Origin of the sequence: Blautia sp. AM29-29 (assembly GCF_003480555.1) — a bacterium.
GTDB classification, from domain to species: Bacteria; Bacillota; Clostridia; order Lachnospirales; family Lachnospiraceae; genus Fusicatenibacter; species Fusicatenibacter saccharivorans.
Genome location: NZ_QUJD01000003.1, coordinates 195,676 through 210,282 on the forward strand (window position 1 = coordinate 195,676; position 14,607 = coordinate 210,282).

The 14,607-nt window shown below is 49.7% G+C and carries 14 protein-coding genes; 1 reads left to right on the plus strand and 13 read right to left on the minus strand.

All coding sequences use genetic code 11. From position 1 onward, the window contains the following. Positions 1 to 24: 24 nt before the first annotated feature. The 10 genes from DW769_RS03600 to DW769_RS03645 form a co-directional block, all read right to left on the minus strand. Positions 25 to 525: a heme-degrading domain-containing protein gene (locus DW769_RS03600; protein WP_022461366.1), complete on the minus strand. Its 501-nt coding sequence runs from the start codon at positions 523 to 525 to the stop codon at positions 25 to 27. A gap of 191 nt (positions 526 to 716) precedes the next feature. Further along, positions 717 to 1,511: an RnfABCDGE type electron transport complex subunit B gene (locus DW769_RS03605; protein ID WP_118640218.1), complete on the minus strand. Its 795-nt coding sequence runs from the start codon at positions 1,509 to 1,511 to the stop codon at positions 717 to 719. A 13-nt stretch (positions 1,512 to 1,524) separates the two neighbouring features. Further along, positions 1,525 to 2,100 (minus strand): electron transport complex subunit RsxA, encoded by a 576-nt coding sequence (gene rsxA, locus DW769_RS03610; protein ID WP_118749967.1) that lies wholly within the window; start codon positions 2,098 to 2,100, stop codon positions 1,525 to 1,527. Further along, positions 2,097 to 2,801, minus strand: coding sequence for an electron transport complex subunit RsxE (gene rsxE / locus DW769_RS03615; protein WP_118749968.1), 705 nt, complete (start codon positions 2,799 to 2,801; stop codon positions 2,097 to 2,099). Before rsxE ends, rsxA begins: the two co-directional genes overlap by 4 nt. Continuing rightward, complete coding sequence (locus tag DW769_RS03620) at positions 2,798 to 3,436, minus strand: FMN-binding protein (protein WP_118749969.1); 639 nt, start codon at positions 3,434 to 3,436, stop codon at positions 2,798 to 2,800. Before DW769_RS03620 ends, rsxE begins: the two co-directional genes overlap by 4 nt. Further along, positions 3,433 to 4,389 (minus strand): RnfABCDGE type electron transport complex subunit D, encoded by a 957-nt coding sequence (locus DW769_RS03625; RefSeq protein WP_118749970.1) that lies wholly within the window; start codon positions 4,387 to 4,389, stop codon positions 3,433 to 3,435. The genes DW769_RS03620 and DW769_RS03625 overlap by 4 nt, the downstream gene beginning before the upstream one ends. A 13-nt stretch (positions 4,390 to 4,402) precedes the next feature. Further along, the gene (gene rsxC, locus DW769_RS03630; RefSeq protein ID WP_118749971.1) at positions 4,403 to 5,731 is read right to left on the minus strand and encodes an electron transport complex subunit RsxC; all 1,329 of its coding nucleotides are present in this window, start codon (positions 5,729 to 5,731) and stop codon (positions 4,403 to 4,405) included. A 106-nt stretch (positions 5,732 to 5,837) separates the two neighbouring features. Next, on the minus strand, positions 5,838 to 6,575 hold the full coding sequence (gene truA / locus DW769_RS03635; RefSeq protein WP_117509425.1) for a tRNA pseudouridine(38-40) synthase TruA: 738 nt from the start codon (positions 6,573 to 6,575) through the stop codon (positions 5,838 to 5,840). Positions 6,576 to 6,680: 105 nt separating this feature from the next. Then, positions 6,681 to 8,120: an ATP-binding protein gene (locus tag DW769_RS03640; protein ID WP_118749972.1), complete on the minus strand. Its 1,440-nt coding sequence runs from the start codon at positions 8,118 to 8,120 to the stop codon at positions 6,681 to 6,683. An 87-nt stretch (positions 8,121 to 8,207) separates the two neighbouring features. Then, the gene (locus DW769_RS03645; protein WP_118749973.1) at positions 8,208 to 9,680 is read right to left on the minus strand and encodes a vWA domain-containing protein; all 1,473 of its coding nucleotides are present in this window, start codon (positions 9,678 to 9,680) and stop codon (positions 8,208 to 8,210) included. A 327-nt stretch (positions 9,681 to 10,007) separates the two neighbouring features. Here DW769_RS03645 and DW769_RS17165 point away from each other — a divergent pair, with 327 nt between their 5' ends. Then, on the plus strand, positions 10,008 to 10,547 hold the full coding sequence (locus DW769_RS17165) for an FKBP-type peptidyl-prolyl cis-trans isomerase (RefSeq protein ID WP_330425650.1): 540 nt from the start codon (positions 10,008 to 10,010) through the stop codon (positions 10,545 to 10,547). 117 nt (positions 10,548 to 10,664) lie between these two features. On the opposite strand, the gene DW769_RS03655 is transcribed toward DW769_RS17165, so the two are convergent. From DW769_RS03655 to DW769_RS03665, 3 genes are all read right to left on the minus strand, one after another. After that, positions 10,665 to 12,665 carry an ABC transporter permease gene (locus tag DW769_RS03655; protein WP_118749974.1) on the minus strand — a complete coding sequence of 667 codons (2,001 nt, stop codon included), beginning with the start codon at positions 12,663 to 12,665 and terminating at the stop codon, positions 10,665 to 10,667. After that, positions 12,658 to 13,425: an ABC transporter ATP-binding protein gene (locus DW769_RS03660; RefSeq protein ID WP_055219485.1), complete on the minus strand. Its 768-nt coding sequence runs from the start codon at positions 13,423 to 13,425 to the stop codon at positions 12,658 to 12,660. Before DW769_RS03660 ends, DW769_RS03655 begins: the two co-directional genes overlap by 8 nt. 146 nt (positions 13,426 to 13,571) lie before the next feature. Continuing rightward, positions 13,572 to 14,591 carry a sensor histidine kinase gene (locus tag DW769_RS03665; RefSeq protein WP_199688469.1) on the minus strand — a complete coding sequence of 340 codons (1,020 nt, stop codon included), beginning with the start codon at positions 14,589 to 14,591 and terminating at the stop codon, positions 13,572 to 13,574. Positions 14,592 to 14,607: the final 16 nt, after the last annotated feature.

Consider the following 14,607-nt stretch of genomic DNA (forward strand, 5'->3'; position numbering starts at 1 on the left):
AAAATTTAGTTTCAATCATCATTTTCATACAGTTCTGATTCTCGGTACTTCATCGATATGCAAATATTTGCTGATGCATTTCACAATCACATCATGATCCGAAACCTGTCCCATGCCGGACACTGCTACGGTTGCCACAACGCCGACTTCTTCCACGCAGATCGGAAAACCTCCGCCCAGCATTGCGTATTCCTTCGGGTCCAGTACCATCTGTTTTACGCTCTCCGGCGCATTCGTCGCTGCCATGTAGAGCTGCAGCGAACTCCGCTCCGTCAGAAGCACCGAATTGCTCTTCCGTCTCATCAGCTCCACATTGTGCGGCGTAATGCCGTTATCACAATACTGGAATACAACTTCTCCATTGCTTCTGCGGATCATGATGCCAACCTGCGCTCCGCGCCGTCTTGCCTCCATCAGGATCATCGTTCCCAGTTCCCATGCGTCTGCATTTGTAAAATGCGTAAACTGCAGAATATCCTCCTGCATATCGAGCACTTTCATCAGTTCATCCATTGTCATTGTCATACTTTTGCCCCGTCCTTTCTGCCATTTTATATTTTTTTAGCTTTTCGCCCCTCGTTTTCTGACTTTCAGTTTATCATTTTCCCAAATTCAAGTCAAGCCAGCCACCCCCGGCATTGGCTAACACGATATCACCGAAAAGCAAAAATTCCACGCCGCAGAAGTTCCCTCCCACAGCATGGAATTTCTCATTTTTATTTTTCTACCATAATACACTTCCGCGGGCAGTTCTCCGCGCAGAGGCCGCAGCCTGTACATTTTGCCGGGTCGATCTCGGCGCGCTGGTCCACAACGTGAATTGCATCCGACGGGCAGTTCTTCTCGCACTTCTTACATCCGATACAGCCGATCTCACATGCTGCCATCACCGCCTTGCCCTTCTCGGTTGAGCGGCATTTCACCGTGATCTTCTGCTCATACGGAATCAGGTCGATCAGATTTCTCGGACAGGCCTTCACGCAGGCACCGCATGCCTTGCACGCTTCGCCGTCCACAACGGCAATGCCGTTTTCAATATGGATCGCATCAAACTTACATGCCTTCACGCAGTTTCCAAAACCAAGACATCCGTTTCCGCAGCTCTTCGGACCGCCGCCCGGTACAAAACCAGCGTAGGAGCAGTCCCTTGCACCCGTGTATTCATACTTGTTCTTTGCCACGTCACACGTACCGGCGCACCGTACCACTGCTTTTCTGCGCTCCTGTGCTCCGGCTTCCTGTCCCATAATGGCACCGATCGCTGCCGCAACCGGCGCTCCGCCGACCGGACAGACCGAAATCGGGGCTTCACCCTTTACCACTGCAGCCGCCGCTCCGTCACAGCCCGGGTAACCGCAGCCGCCGCAGTTGTTGCCCGGCAGCGCTTCACGGACCTTCGTCTCGCGCTCGTCCACTTCCACATAAAACTTCTTTCCGGCAATTCCAAGGAGAATACCAATCAAAAGGCCGGTTCCACCCACCATCAGGGTGGCTGCTAAAATACCATTCATCTCTTCATCCCTCCTAGATCATTCCGGAAAATCCCATAAATGCCATTGACATCAGCATAGCCGTAAGAAGAACGATCGGCATTCCTTTGAATGACTCCGGGATATCGTTGTACTCCATCTTTTCCCGCAGGCCGGCCATCAGCACCATGGCAATTGTAAAGCCGATTGCGGTTGCCAGACCGTAAACCGTACCCTGCAGAATCGTGTAATCCTTCTGTACGTTGATGAGTGCCACACCGAGTACCGCGCAGTTTGTTGTAATCAGCGGAAGGTAAACGCCGAGCGCTCGGTACAGAGACGGAATCGTCTTTTTCAGGAACATCTCAACGAGCTGTACCAGCGCCGCGATGACAAGAATGAAAACGATCGTTTTCAGATAATCAAGTTCTGCCGGTGCCAGGATAAATTTGTAAATCAGACCTGTCACAAATGAAGAAATCGTGAGGACAAAAATAACCGCTCCGCCCATACCGGCCGCCGTATCCATCTTTTTGGAAACACCGAGGAAAGCACAGATGCCGAGGAACTGGCTTAAGACAACGTTGTTCACCAGCGCCGCACCGATCGCAATTAAAATCAGTTCTTTCATTTCGCTTCCTCCTTTCCTTTCACAGCCTGGCAGTATGCCTTATTGGCGCATGCCATACAGCCGGTCTCTTCTGCCGGGACTGCCGGTTTTCCGGTTCTCTCTGACTTCTGGCGTTTGATGCGGTTCTGCATCGCAACGAGCATTGCCAGCACAAGGAATGCACCCGGCGCCATGATGAAGATGTTGACCGGCTCGTAAGCACTCGGCATTACCTGGATACCGAACAGGGTTCCGGCTCCGATCAGCTCACGAAACATACCGATCAGGGTCAGGCCGACGGTAAATCCAAGGCCCATGCCGATACCATCAAATAAAGACGGGATCGGACCATGTTTTCCAGCATATGCCTCGGCGCGTCCCAGGATGATACAGTTTACAACGATCAGCGGGATGTAGATGCCAAGGGCGGAATAGAGTGCCGGAATAAAACCTTCCATCAAAAATTCCACGATGGTTACAAACGATGCCACAACAACGATGTATGCTGGCATACGCACGCCGTCCGGGATGATTTTCCGAAGCAGGGAAATCATCAGGTTGGAGGCGGTCAGGATGACCATCGTCGCAAGGCCCATGCCGATACCGTTCTTTGCAGAAGTGGTAACCGCAAGCGTCGGACACATACCCAGCATCATGACGAAGGTCGGGTTTTCTTTTATGATACCATTATAAAGCCGTTCCAGCGGCGTATCTTTTCTCATGAGTTCCCTCCCTCTCCGGAAAGCAGACCGGATTCACTGCAGTAGTTAAAACAGCAGATTCCTGCATTGACACCGTTTGTTACAGCGTTCGTTGTCAGAGTTGCTCCGCTCAGCGCATCGATTTCATCATCCGCGGATGCGCCGGATTTTGTGTAGGAGAATGCTTCTACATTTTTATCCTTGAACTGATTCTTGAAATCGTCTGTGTCGGCACGCATACCAAGGCCGGCCGTCTCGGAAAGTGACAGGAAAGAGATTCCCTTTGTCGTTCCGTCCGATGCAATTCCCATCGAGAACTGCATGCCGCCGCCATAGCCTTCGGTTGTGGAGATGATCTCAACCAGGCCGATCGTCGCGCCGGATGCGTCTTTTGCAAGCAGCAGTTCGTCAATCGTCTGTGCTTCAAAACCGTGGCCGATCAGTGCTGCCGTAAGCTCTGCCTGTTCTGCATCGCTCATTGTTACTTCTTCAAAGGAAACTGCCTCCGGGAATACGTTCTGGCAGGATTCCTGTTTTTCTTTTTCCTGCTGTTTCTGGATCGGCTCTAAGGTTACCTGGTGGGCCGCACCGAGAAGCAGGCCGGCGATCAGCGTAATCGCCGCAAGAATCAGTGCATTTTTTACTATTTTATTCATGCTTTCTTCTTGCCTCCTCTTCCGAATCCAACCGGCACGGTCACGCGCTCAATAAGCGGAACCAGAAGGTTGGTAAAGATGATGGCATAGGAAACGCCCTCTGCCGAATTTCCAAAGATACGGAATACGCCAGTCAGAAGTCCTAAAATGACCGCGTAGATATACTGTCCCTTCTTTGTGATCGGGCGGGTAACGTAATCGGTTGCCATGAACCATGCGCCAAGCATCAGACCACCGCCAAAAAGATGCGCGCCAAGGAAATTGATATCAAAACCGTGGCCGCCGAAAATCAGGGCAAATAAAAGCTCTGTTCCAATGTAGATGAGCGGAATATTGAGGTCGATCACATGAATGCAGACAAGGAAGATGCCGCCAAGCAGAAGTGCCAGTGCGGAAGTCTCACCGATCGTTCCGGTCGTATTTCCAAGGAACATAGACAGCAGATTCACTTGCTCTCCTGCTTTTGCTGCGGCGAGCGGTGTCGCACCGGATACGGTATCCACGAGGTGTGCGGCTGCCGGGGCAGCGAAGTTTGTCATATGACCCGGGAAGGAAATCAAAAGGAAACATCTTCCTGCAAGCGCCGGGTTCATAATGTTCTGGCCAAGACCGCCGAAAAGCTGTTTTACGACGAGAATTGCAAACACACCGCCGATCACCGGCATCCAAAGAGGCGCCTGCACCGGCATGTTCATGGCCAGCAGAAGGCCGGTTACCAGTGCACTGCCGTCGGCAATCGTCACCGGTTTCTTCATTCCTTTTTCATACAGATATTCCGTCAGGGGACAGACTGCCATCGAAATCACAATCAAAAGCAGTGCCCGAAGGCCGAAATTCCAGACTCCCACGCAGGCTGCCGGGGCAAGGGCAAGCAGGACGGCAAACATGATTTTGTCTGTCGTCACCTTGGACCGCGCGTGTGGGGAAGATGATACGTGTAATAATCCATTCATATGTAAGATCCCCCTATTTCTTCTTTCTCTTTGCCAGAAGCACTTTACGCATTGAGCTGATTTCCTGCGTCAGCGGACGTCTTGCCGGGCAGATAAAGGAACAACAGCCACATTCACAGCACTCCATTCCGCCGTATTTCAGGAACTTCTCTTCCTCTCCGTGCTCCGCAAAAACGGAAAGGCGGGCCGGAAGAATCTGACCCGGACAGACGGAAACGCAACGTCCGCAGTTGATGCAGGCAGATGGTGCCAGCGCAGATACTTCATCCTCGGTGAGGCAGGTCAGTGCAGATGTTGTCTTGGTTACAGGAACCTCCATTGTAAACAGGGCTTTTCCCATCATCGGACCGCCGCAGATGATCTTGGATGCCTCGTTTTTCAGACCACCTGCCTGCTCTAAAAGTTCGGATAAGAGCATGCCGACCGGCACTTCAAAGTTGCACGGATTCTGTACGGCATCTCCTGTCACGGTAACGATACGGCTCATCAGCGGTTCGCCGAAGCGGACTGCCTGGTAAATAGCGGTTACGGTGTCGATGTTGTCCACGATACAGCCCGCGTCCGCCGGCAGCATGGAGGAATTTACCTTTCGCCCCGTTGCTGCATAGATCAGCATACGCTCGGCACCCTGCGGGTATTTCGTTTTAAGTTCCAGAACCTCAATGTTATCCTCCGGAAGCAGCAGCTCACGGAACTTCACGATACAGTCCGGTTTGTTGTCTTCAATGCAGATGACTCCCTTTGCCCTCGGGAACATATGCAGCATAATTTTTAAACCTCCGATCACCTTTTCCGGCTTCTCGATCATTCTGCGGTAGTCGCTTGTCAGATATGGTTCGCACTCGGCACCGTTGACAAGAATGTGGTCAATCGCTGACGGATCTTTCGGTGATACCTTGACGTGTGTCGGGAAACCCGCACCTCCCATTCCGACGATTCCGGCTTCTTTGATCTTCTTCCGGATCGTATCTGCGTCGAGTTTTTCCCAATGAGGGCACTCCTCAAATGCTTCTTTTTCATACATCCCATCGTTCTCCACAACGATGCAGTCCACCGGAGAACCGGCCGCGGAAACTTTTTTCTCAATTCCTTTTACCATGCCGGAAACCGATGCGTAAACAGGAGCCGAAACAAATCCTCCCGCTTCTGCGATTTTCTGTCCCGCTTTTACATGGTCGCCTTTTTGTACGGTCGGCACAGCAGGCGCTCCGATGTGCTGTGACACTGCGTAATACAATAAGTTGCCCGGCTGCGCTTTGACAATCGGTTTGTCCTTGGAGAGCTCTTTTCCCTCGTACGGGTGAACGCCGCCATGAAAAGTATTTCTTTTCTTCTGAAACATGCTTTTCACCTCATCCTTTCTCTTTTCTATGCTGCATTTATCAATTCACAGCCTTTTTTCGGTTTTTTATGCAAAAAAGGCTGGTGCATTGCCCTGATTATTTCGGTTATTCATATCGGACTTCTTTTAACAGGAGTCCGCATGCCGGTGCAAGAAAACCCGCACTTTCGCGATTTTTTGCTTTGAGAAGCTCCATCATTGATGCGATATCCCGTTTTCCCATCCCGGCCTCCACAAGTGTTCCGGTCAGGATCCGCACCATGTGGTACAGAAAACCGGTTCCGGTATAGGAAATGATAAGAATCCCGTCTTTCTCGCAGAAATCAATTCCGGTAATCGTCCGTACTGTCGATTTTTTCATACGTTTGTTGGCACAGAAGCTCCTGAAATCATACGTTCCGATAAACGCTTTCGATGCTTCTTTCATTTTTTCCACATCGAGCGGTGCTTCCGGAAAATACACGTATTTCCGCTCGAAAACATGCTTTCTGCCATCGATCACGATACGGTATTCGTATGTTTTGTCCACCGCATTCAGACGGCTGTGGAAGCGCTCCGGCATCCGCGCGAGGCTGGTGACTTCGATGTCTTCCGGCAGATAATGGTTGATTGTCTGCAGAAGTTCTTCATCGGATAGATCCGTATGGAACTTTGCATTTGCGACCTGTCCCGCCGCATGGACGCCGGCATCGGTTCTGCCCGCGCCGTGGATCTCCACCGGCTCTCCTGCGATTCTGGACAGCAGCGTTTCGAGCTTGCCCTGAATCGTGTTGTCCGTATTTCCCTGCTTCTGCCAGCCGTTATAGCGCGTGCCATCGTACTGCAGGATCATTTTATAATTCATCTTTTTCTTCCTTCCTCTGTCCTGTTCTTCCTCTTCCTTTCAAATCATTTTTCTCCAGAAATGGGCTTTTCAGAACCATTTTCTTCTTTCCAAAGTGGCCGCTTATCATTCGGCATCCATGCTTTTCTCAATCAAAAAGCTCCGTAACGCTTGACTTCGCGCCAGATTTGCTTCAAACAGCACCACTTCTGCTCCGCCCGGAAAGCTGTTCTGTAAAAATTCAGCAGCACGGCGGATCTGCAGTTTCACATCCTTTACTTCCTTCTCCACTTTTTCCTGTTCCAGTTCACATACCGTTTCAAAAAGCTCTTTCATCTGATCTGAATCGGTTTTGCGACATTTTTTAGCGGTCTCCTCGAGTTTTTTTAACTTTTTCAAGACCCGCGCATTCGTTTCTTCCTCGCCCTTTTTCAGCAGTCCCTGCTGTTTGCACACTGCAAATCCCTGCTCTTTCTGTTGTAGCCAGGATGCGTATGTCTCATCTTTTTTCTGCCTGCAAAGCCCGGTAAACTGGCGAAAGCACTCGGAGAGCTCCTTTGCCGTGTGCTCCTGCTTCTGGCAGCCGGATGCCTCTTTCTGAAGTGCCGCATGAAACAGAGACAGCAGTACAGATCGCTCTTCTGCGGAACCATTTGCCGCCATCTTCTGTTTTTCTGCCATGATTTTTCCGGAAAATGCACCGGTCAGAATCTCCTCTACACCGTAATCCTGTCCATATTTTTCGTAAATCCTGTAGTACGAGCTGAATTCCTCCGCCGTCTTTTCTTCCTGCAAATATTGTCCGATCAGTGCTTCGTCGACCGGAAAATGCAGGATTTCATAACTTTTCAGCACTGCCGACAAATCCTCCCAGCCGCGTGCTGTCACAAAACGCTTCTCATCCGCTTCCTGCGAAACAGAATAAAAATGGTCACTGTGTGCCATAAGGTACGTTGTCACGGCGCTGTGGATCTGATTTTTCTCTGCATAGGAAAGCCACACGGAAAGCTCGGGAAGCACCTCGATCTTCCGCACACGGTCAAGCGTTGCCACATCAAATTCCCGCACAGATTTATTATATTCCGGCGGATTTCCGGCGGCCACGATCAGCCAGTCATCCGGGATGTGCTGATTGCCGAATTTTTTGTCCTGCAAAAGCTGCAGCATTACCGGAGCGAGGGTCTCGGAGACGCAGTTAATTTCATCGAGAAAGAGGATACCCCGCTTCTTTCCGGTCTGCTCCATGCAGTCATAGATCGAGGCGATGATCTCGCTCATCGTGTATTCCGTTGTATGTACCATTTTCCCTTCGATTCCACGTGTGCAGATCTCCGGAAGGCCCATGGCACTCTGACGCGTATGGTGTGTCATCGTGTAGGCGACAAGCCCCACACCGCACTCTTCTGCGATCTGCTCCATAATTGCCGTTTTTCCGATGCCCGGCGGGCCGATCAGGAGAATGGGACGCTGCTGCCGGAGCGGAACCAGCGGAAAACCAATTTCATCTCTTGCAAAGTATGCGCGCAGGGCTTTTTCAATTGTCTCTTTTGCTTCTTGTATGTTCATATGTTCTCTCTTATCTTGTGCACTCTTTATGTACTCTCGAAATCTTTCTGTTTTTGATTTTGCGAGATGCTTTTTTGTCAGTTGTGTTCAAAGAGTACATTCTTCTGTCAGCAGTTTTTTTGCCCATTTGGGGACAAGATTCATTTTTTCGGTCTGTCTGACAAAGACGAATGCCGTCTCGTAATCGGGCTTTTGTTCGGGATAAATTCCGTCTCCGTCGGTAAAATAGATCAACGCTTTTAAGTTTCGGAATACGTGCTGTTCCCGCAACTCTTCCACTTTCTGAAAGACAGGACGGAAATCGGTTCCGCCTCGGCCCTTGATGGTAATTGTTTCACGGTAAGCTTCCCATTCTTTCGGGGAATGGATCATCGTGACATCCTGCACGAAGCTGTCGCACTGGATCAGGCAGACGTTCCATCGAGAAAAGAAGTTTTCTTTTTCTTCAAGAATGCTGCGCGTCTCAACGAGAAATTTTGCTACAATTTCTCTTTTGCACGAACCGGATGTGTCGATCGCGATAACCAGCTCTTCGAGACGGTTTCCCTCGCGCGTCTCCGGCGGCTCGATGAAAGGGAAATTTCCGTAATACATAAGCCCATAATGGTAAGCGACTGGATCGAAGCTGTCGAGATCCAGCTCCATTTCCTCGCGGGTAACGGTAAAGCGTTTCAGAAAGCGGCGGTAATCGTACGCTCTTTTTTCGATCCCGGACAGAGTTTCTTTTTTCCCACCGCAGTTCTGACCTCGCCGCAGGCCGCCGGTGCCGTAGTTTTCCTCCAACTTGCGGGAAGCACGTTTCCAGACTGATTGAAAAGACTCGATAAGTTCCGGCTCTTTTCCCGGCACCAGCCATGAAACCGGAGACTGTTCTTCTTTTTCCGGCATCAGCCATGAAACCGGGGACTGTTCTTCTTTTTCCGGCTCCGGTGTTTCTTTTCCAAACCGGCGGATGCATTCCAGCAGCAGATGCTGATAGCCTTCCTTGAGGAACGATGAATTTTCGGTACACATACGGAGTACAAAATCGGAGTTAAAATATATCGTATGACCGTCGGATGTGATGGCTTTTGTCCTGTCGGATGGCTGATGCTGAAAGAAAAGAATCGCTTCACCAAGTTCCGGGTACAGCCAGCAGAGGTTTTTGCGGGCTTCTTCGAAAAGCCGGAGCGCCAGCGCTTCTTTTTCTTTTGTAGGCTTTTCTTTTTGAATCGCAGCTTCTGTTTTTCTGCTTTCCGTATTCTCCTGCATCGGATCCTGTGAGCTCCGGTTCAGGAGAATGCGGAAGGCCTGCCATTTCTGCTGGTCGGCAGCAAGGTTGAGAAAACGTTTTCGGTCTGCATCGGACAGCCATCCAGTCTGCAGAATACGTTCCAGCTTTGAAAAATCATCCTCACGAATCAGCATTTCGACAGCGGGACGGATGCGTTTCCGCAGGTATGCGGTATATGCGGCTCGCTGTTCTTCCGGAAGATCCTGCAATTCACAAAAGCCGGAAAGTGCAGCCCGGAGGCGCTGCTGTTCGGATGTCGTCGTTCTGAAACTACTCCAGTCATCCATTTTATTCACTCCCTTACTCGCCGCGTTGGCTCACTTGCACTCAATCTTACGCTATCGCGTAAGCGGCATTCGTCGTTCGTCAATTGAAAATAAATTTTCATTTGACTCACTTGCACTCAATCTTACGCTGCCGCGTAAGCGACATTCGTCGTTCGTCAACTGAAAATAAATTTTCATTTGACTCACTTGCACTCATTATATCGTCATTTTTGAGCATTGACAATGTTGGATCGTGTTATTTTTTTCACACTTTTACCATATTTTTATGATATACTTGATATTATAAAATACGATTGCAGTCGTAAAAGCGCAAAGGAGATCCTTTTTATGAACAAAGAAAACAGAAAAGCTGCCAGGGAACGGCGTGCCAAAGAGCGGGAGCACGAAGCGAAAGTAGCGCATTACAAAAAGATCTGGAGCTGGGCCGGACCAGCTCTGATTGTCGTTGTGATCGTCGGCCTTATTATTGCCAGCGTACTCGATTCCAAACGACTCTCTGTCAAAAGTGCCTCGGAGGATACCTCCACAGCCTCATCGGCCGCATCCGCCTCATCAGCCTCCACTTCGGCTTCTGCCTCTTTGCAGACCGACACTTCCCTCACCATTGAGGACGGTGATACCGTCAATATCGACTATGTCGGCTCCATTGACGGCGTGGAATTCCAGGGAGGAAACACAAAAGGAAACGGCGCTGATCTTGTGATCGGTTCTCATACTTACATCGATGACTTTGAAGAACAGCTCATCGGTCATCACCCGGGCGACAGCGTAGATGTAACCGTCACTTTCCCGGAAGACTATGGAAAAGACGAACTCAACGGAAAAGAAGCTCTTTTCAAAGTTACCGTCAACGGCATTTATAAATAGAACAGCAAAAAAGACATCCTCCACAGATTTTCCGTCTGCGCCGGATGTCTTTTTCTCATCGTTTTTTGTTAAGTTTTTTTCAAAGCCGCGCTGATGTTTTAAAAAAAGTACATCTTTTTATTCCACAATTTTGTAATACGCCCGCGCCGTCAGCACATAGACGATCAGGTAAACCACGGCAAACGCCGCAATCGTAATTGCTGTTGCAGCCAGAAACAGATTGCTGTCCGGGAAATTCAGCATTGCCATGATACGCTTGGTCAATGGAAACGCTACCATTGTATGCACCACGGCCACCGCGAGCGGCATGAAAAAGACCGTTACCACCTGTGACTGAATCGTCTGACGGATTTCTTTGCGGCTCATGCCGACCTTCTGCATAAGCTGGAACCTTTTTCGGTCATCGAAGCCTTCTGAAACCTGCTTGTAATAGATAATCATAACAGCACCCATCAAAAACAGCGCGCCGACGAAAACACCTAAAAACAGAAGTGAACCATACAGACTGTAAACCGTATTGCGCTCTTTTTCGCGCACTTCCACCCATCCGTTAAAAGATGATTCCGTCAGTATCGTCTCAATCTCATCTCCAACAGTGATCTGTTCGCCGGCATCCCCGATAAGATCCAGAGCATATTCCCAACTGTATCCTTCTGGCTCCTTTCCCTGCACAGCCGCATACGCTTCCTTTGCTTCATGGTTCCGCGTCACCACCGTCATTGTCTCATACACCTGCGTCTTCTCATCCAGAATGTACGATTTTTTATTGGTATTCCATTTTTTTACTTCATACATCTGATTTCCCAGTTCAATCGTGTCATATCCATAATTTTTCTGTTTTGCCTGAAAAACCAGAGCCTGCCCTGGTTCCAGCTCTACCTGTTCGCCGGTTACCTGATTGTACTCCGACTCTTCCATGATTTTTATCAGTGTGCTCGCCGCAGCATCATCTGACTGTGTTTTTTCTACTTTGTTTCTATCTACAGCAGCAAGCATAACATAGTATCTCTGATCACTTTCATACTTTTTTCTGAGCTGCTTTTCTTCCAGATGCTGATCAATCCCAGTTTTCACTTTCTCTATCATCTTCTGACTGACCGGTTCCACCGTCTTCATAATGCCGCTCACGCCAGTATTTGCTTCGATCGAAATCTGATGTGGAAACCGCGTATAGGTAACCTCCTCAATTCCCGTCCACAAACATGTGCTGATGGAGATAACCAGAAGCACACCCGTTGACAGAATACAGATATTCGCAAGACCGACCGCATTTTGCTTCATGCGGTACAGCATGCCCGAAATGCTTGTAAAATGGCGTGTCTGGTAATAGTAATTCTTGTTTTTCTTCAGAATTTTCAAAAATGCAATACTTCCAGCAGAAAACAGGCAGTACGTTCCCACCATAACCAAGGCGATTGCATTAAAAAACTTATCAAGTGCGTCCATCGAGGATTGGCTGGTCAGAGCCAGATAATAGCCAACACCAAGAAGCATGAATCCAAGAACCGCCGTCAAAAGCTTCGTTTTCGGTTCCCGCTCACCCTGCGCGCCGCCGTGCAGCAGTTCGACCGGCTGTGAGACGTGGATCTGGCGAAGGCTTAAGAGAAAATTGATCACAAAAGTCAGGCCGAACAGCAGCATCGTACTTCCCATGGCTTTTGCACTGAACGCAAAACCAATTGTTCCGTTCAGTCCGGTCAGCTTCATCAGCACCAGAAACAGCAGGCGGTACAGCAACACACCGAGCAGAATACCGATTCCAAGCGATGCCGCCCACAGATACAGACTCTCAAAAAAGAGGATCTTCGCCAGATGCTTTTTCTCCATGCCGAGAATCTGGAACAGACCGAACTCTTTTTTTCTTCTTTTTGCCAGAAAACTGTTGCTGTAAATCAGAAAAATCACCGCGAACAGGCCAATGATATAGGTTCCCATCCCCATCACTGTCAGGATCGTATCTTTTCCGATCATGGAATCAAAGCCACTTCCCTGCGCCAGTGTATCCATGATAAAAAACATCACCACCGTGCCGATGCATGACAGCAGATACGGAAGAATATTCTGACGGTTTTTGCTCAAATTTGTTTTTGCCAGTCTGGCATACAGCAGATTATTCATCCCGTTCACCACCCGTCGCAAGAATTGTCAGCGTATCGGAGATCTTCTGATACATCTCATCGCGCCCTAAAGAACCGCGATACAGCTGGTGGAAGACCTCGCCATCCTTGATGAACAGCACACGCTTCGCCGAGCAGGCCGCCTTCACACTGTGCGTTACCATAACAATCGTCTGGCCCTCCTCGTTGATCTCCCCGAACAGTTTCATGAGGCCATCCGCTGCATGGGAATCAAGCGCGCCGGAAGGCTCATCCGCAAGAACCAGCTCCGGATTGGTAATCAGCGCACGCGCAACGGCTGCACGCTGCTTCTGTCCGCCGGACACCTCATATGGGTATTTATTGAGGATCTGGGTGATGCCGAGTTTTTTCGCAATCGGCTCTGCCCGAAGACTCATCTCCTCGTATTTTTTTCCTTCCAGCACGAGCGGCAAATAAATGTTGTCACGCAGGGAAAAGGTATCGAGCAGGTTGAAGTCCTGGAACACGAAACCTAAATTTTCGCGGCGGAATCCGGCAATCTCCTTCTCCTTTAATTCGCCGAGATTCTTTCCATTTAACCGCACCTGTCCGCCGGTTGGCTTGTCTAGTGCTGCGAGCAGGTTCAGAAGCGTCGTTTTTCCGCTTCCCGATTCGCCCATGATTGCAACAAATTCGCCCCGTTCCACTGTAAAATTAACGTCTTTCAACGCTTCCACCCGGTTGCTGCCAAGGCGCGTGGTATATGTTTTTTTCAGATGTTCTACTTCCAGAATTGCCATGTCACATTTTCCTTTCTGTCTGAACTGTTTTCTTAATTGACAAGGCTTATTATACCCGTCCGCGCCCTCTTCTGCCTTAGGATCATCTTACAAAAAGACCGGCAACCTTACATTTCTGTAAGATTCCCGGCGAAGCTCTCTATGTACTACAGGGATACGGTATCCAGCCCAAGATACACCTTCGTTCCCACTCCCATCTCCGACTCGATGCGGATGGTATGCGAAAGTTTCTCCATGATCTGGCGGCACAGATACAGTCCGATGCCCGTTGACCGCTTGTCTGCGCGGCCGTTGCAGCCCGTGTAGCCTTTTTCGAAAATCCGCGGCAGATCCTCCGGCGCAATACCGATGCCGGTGTCCTCAATCACCAGCGTTTTTGGTGCATCCGGTGACAGATAGATGTGAATGCTTCCACTTTTCGTGTATTTCAGCGCATTTGACAGAATCTGCTCCAGCACAAAGACGAGCCATTTTTCATCTGTCAGCACCTCGCAGTGCACCGGCTCGTAGGAAAGGATAATCTTCCGGCGGATAAAAAGCGGAGCATATTTCCGCACAGCCTGGCGGATCAGCGCATCCAAATCGTACCTTGCAAAGACAAGATCCGATGTCATTTTTTCCATGCGCAGGTACTGCAGCGCCATCTGCACATACTGCTCCGTCTGGAAAAGTTCGCTCTGCATTTCACGCGAAAGCGGCGTATCCTCCTCCTGCAGAAGCAGCCGCATCGCCGCAATCGGCGTTTTGATCTGATGGGTCCACATCGTGTAATACTCCATCATATCGCGGTATTTCTGCTCCATCTTAATCTGTTCTTCCTGAAACTGCCGCTCGTAGGATGCGATGATCTGCTGGTAATCCCGCGCCAGAAGCCCGTCCGCCTCCGGAAGCGCTTCTGTTTTGCCCTGCGGTTCGGCGGCAAGGAGTGCTAAGACCAGATGATGTTTCCGGTACTTCCCATAATGAAAGCAAAAACCTGTGGCTCCGACAGCAGCCATCAGCACGATCATATAAACGGTGACATCCTGCGGCACATTGCGCAGAAAACAGAGGAGTGAAAATACTCCTATAAAAGCGGCAATCCGCACGGCCGATGCAAGATGCTCTTTCAAATACCAGTTAAGAAGCATAAACTCCTGCCGGATTCCCTCTTTCTGTTGTTCCATCCTTTTCTCCTGTTCT

What these genes read in the sequence shown, in the direction of transcription:
- DW769_RS03600 (WP_022461366.1), bottom strand. Translation starts at nt 525, where the DNA reads ATGACAATGACAATGGATGAACTGATGAAAGTGCTCGATATGCAGGAG.
- DW769_RS03605 (WP_118640218.1), bottom strand. Translation starts at nt 1,511, where the DNA reads ATGAATGGTATTTTAGCAGCCACCCTGATGGTGGGTGGAACCGGCCTT.
- rsxA (WP_118749967.1), bottom strand. Translation starts at nt 2,100, where the DNA reads ATGAAAGAACTGATTTTAATTGCGATCGGTGCGGCGCTGGTGAACAAC.
- rsxE (WP_118749968.1), bottom strand. Translation starts at nt 2,801, where the DNA reads ATGAGAAAAGATACGCCGCTGGAACGGCTTTATAATGGTATCATAAAA.
- DW769_RS03620 (WP_118749969.1), bottom strand. Translation starts at nt 3,436, where the DNA reads ATGAATAAAATAGTAAAAAATGCACTGATTCTTGCGGCGATTACGCTG.
- DW769_RS03625 (WP_118749970.1), bottom strand. Translation starts at nt 4,389, where the DNA reads ATGAATGGATTATTACACGTATCATCTTCCCCACACGCGCGGTCCAAG.
- rsxC (WP_118749971.1), bottom strand. Translation starts at nt 5,731, where the DNA reads ATGTTTCAGAAGAAAAGAAATACTTTTCATGGCGGCGTTCACCCGTAC.
- truA (WP_117509425.1), bottom strand. Translation starts at nt 6,575, where the DNA reads ATGAATTATAAAATGATCCTGCAGTACGATGGCACGCGCTATAACGGC.
- DW769_RS03640 (WP_118749972.1), bottom strand. Translation starts at nt 8,120, where the DNA reads ATGAACATACAAGAAGCAAAAGAGACAATTGAAAAAGCCCTGCGCGCA.
- DW769_RS03645 (WP_118749973.1), bottom strand. Translation starts at nt 9,680, where the DNA reads ATGGATGACTGGAGTAGTTTCAGAACGACGACATCCGAACAGCAGCGC.
- DW769_RS17165 (WP_330425650.1), top strand. Translation starts at nt 10,008, where the DNA reads ATGAACAAAGAAAACAGAAAAGCTGCCAGGGAACGGCGTGCCAAAGAG.
- DW769_RS03655 (WP_118749974.1), bottom strand. Translation starts at nt 12,665, where the DNA reads ATGAATAATCTGCTGTATGCCAGACTGGCAAAAACAAATTTGAGCAAA.
- DW769_RS03660 (WP_055219485.1), bottom strand. Translation starts at nt 13,425, where the DNA reads ATGGCAATTCTGGAAGTAGAACATCTGAAAAAAACATATACCACGCGC.
- DW769_RS03665 (WP_199688469.1), bottom strand. Translation starts at nt 14,591, where the DNA reads ATGGAACAACAGAAAGAGGGAATCCGGCAGGAGTTTATGCTTCTTAAC.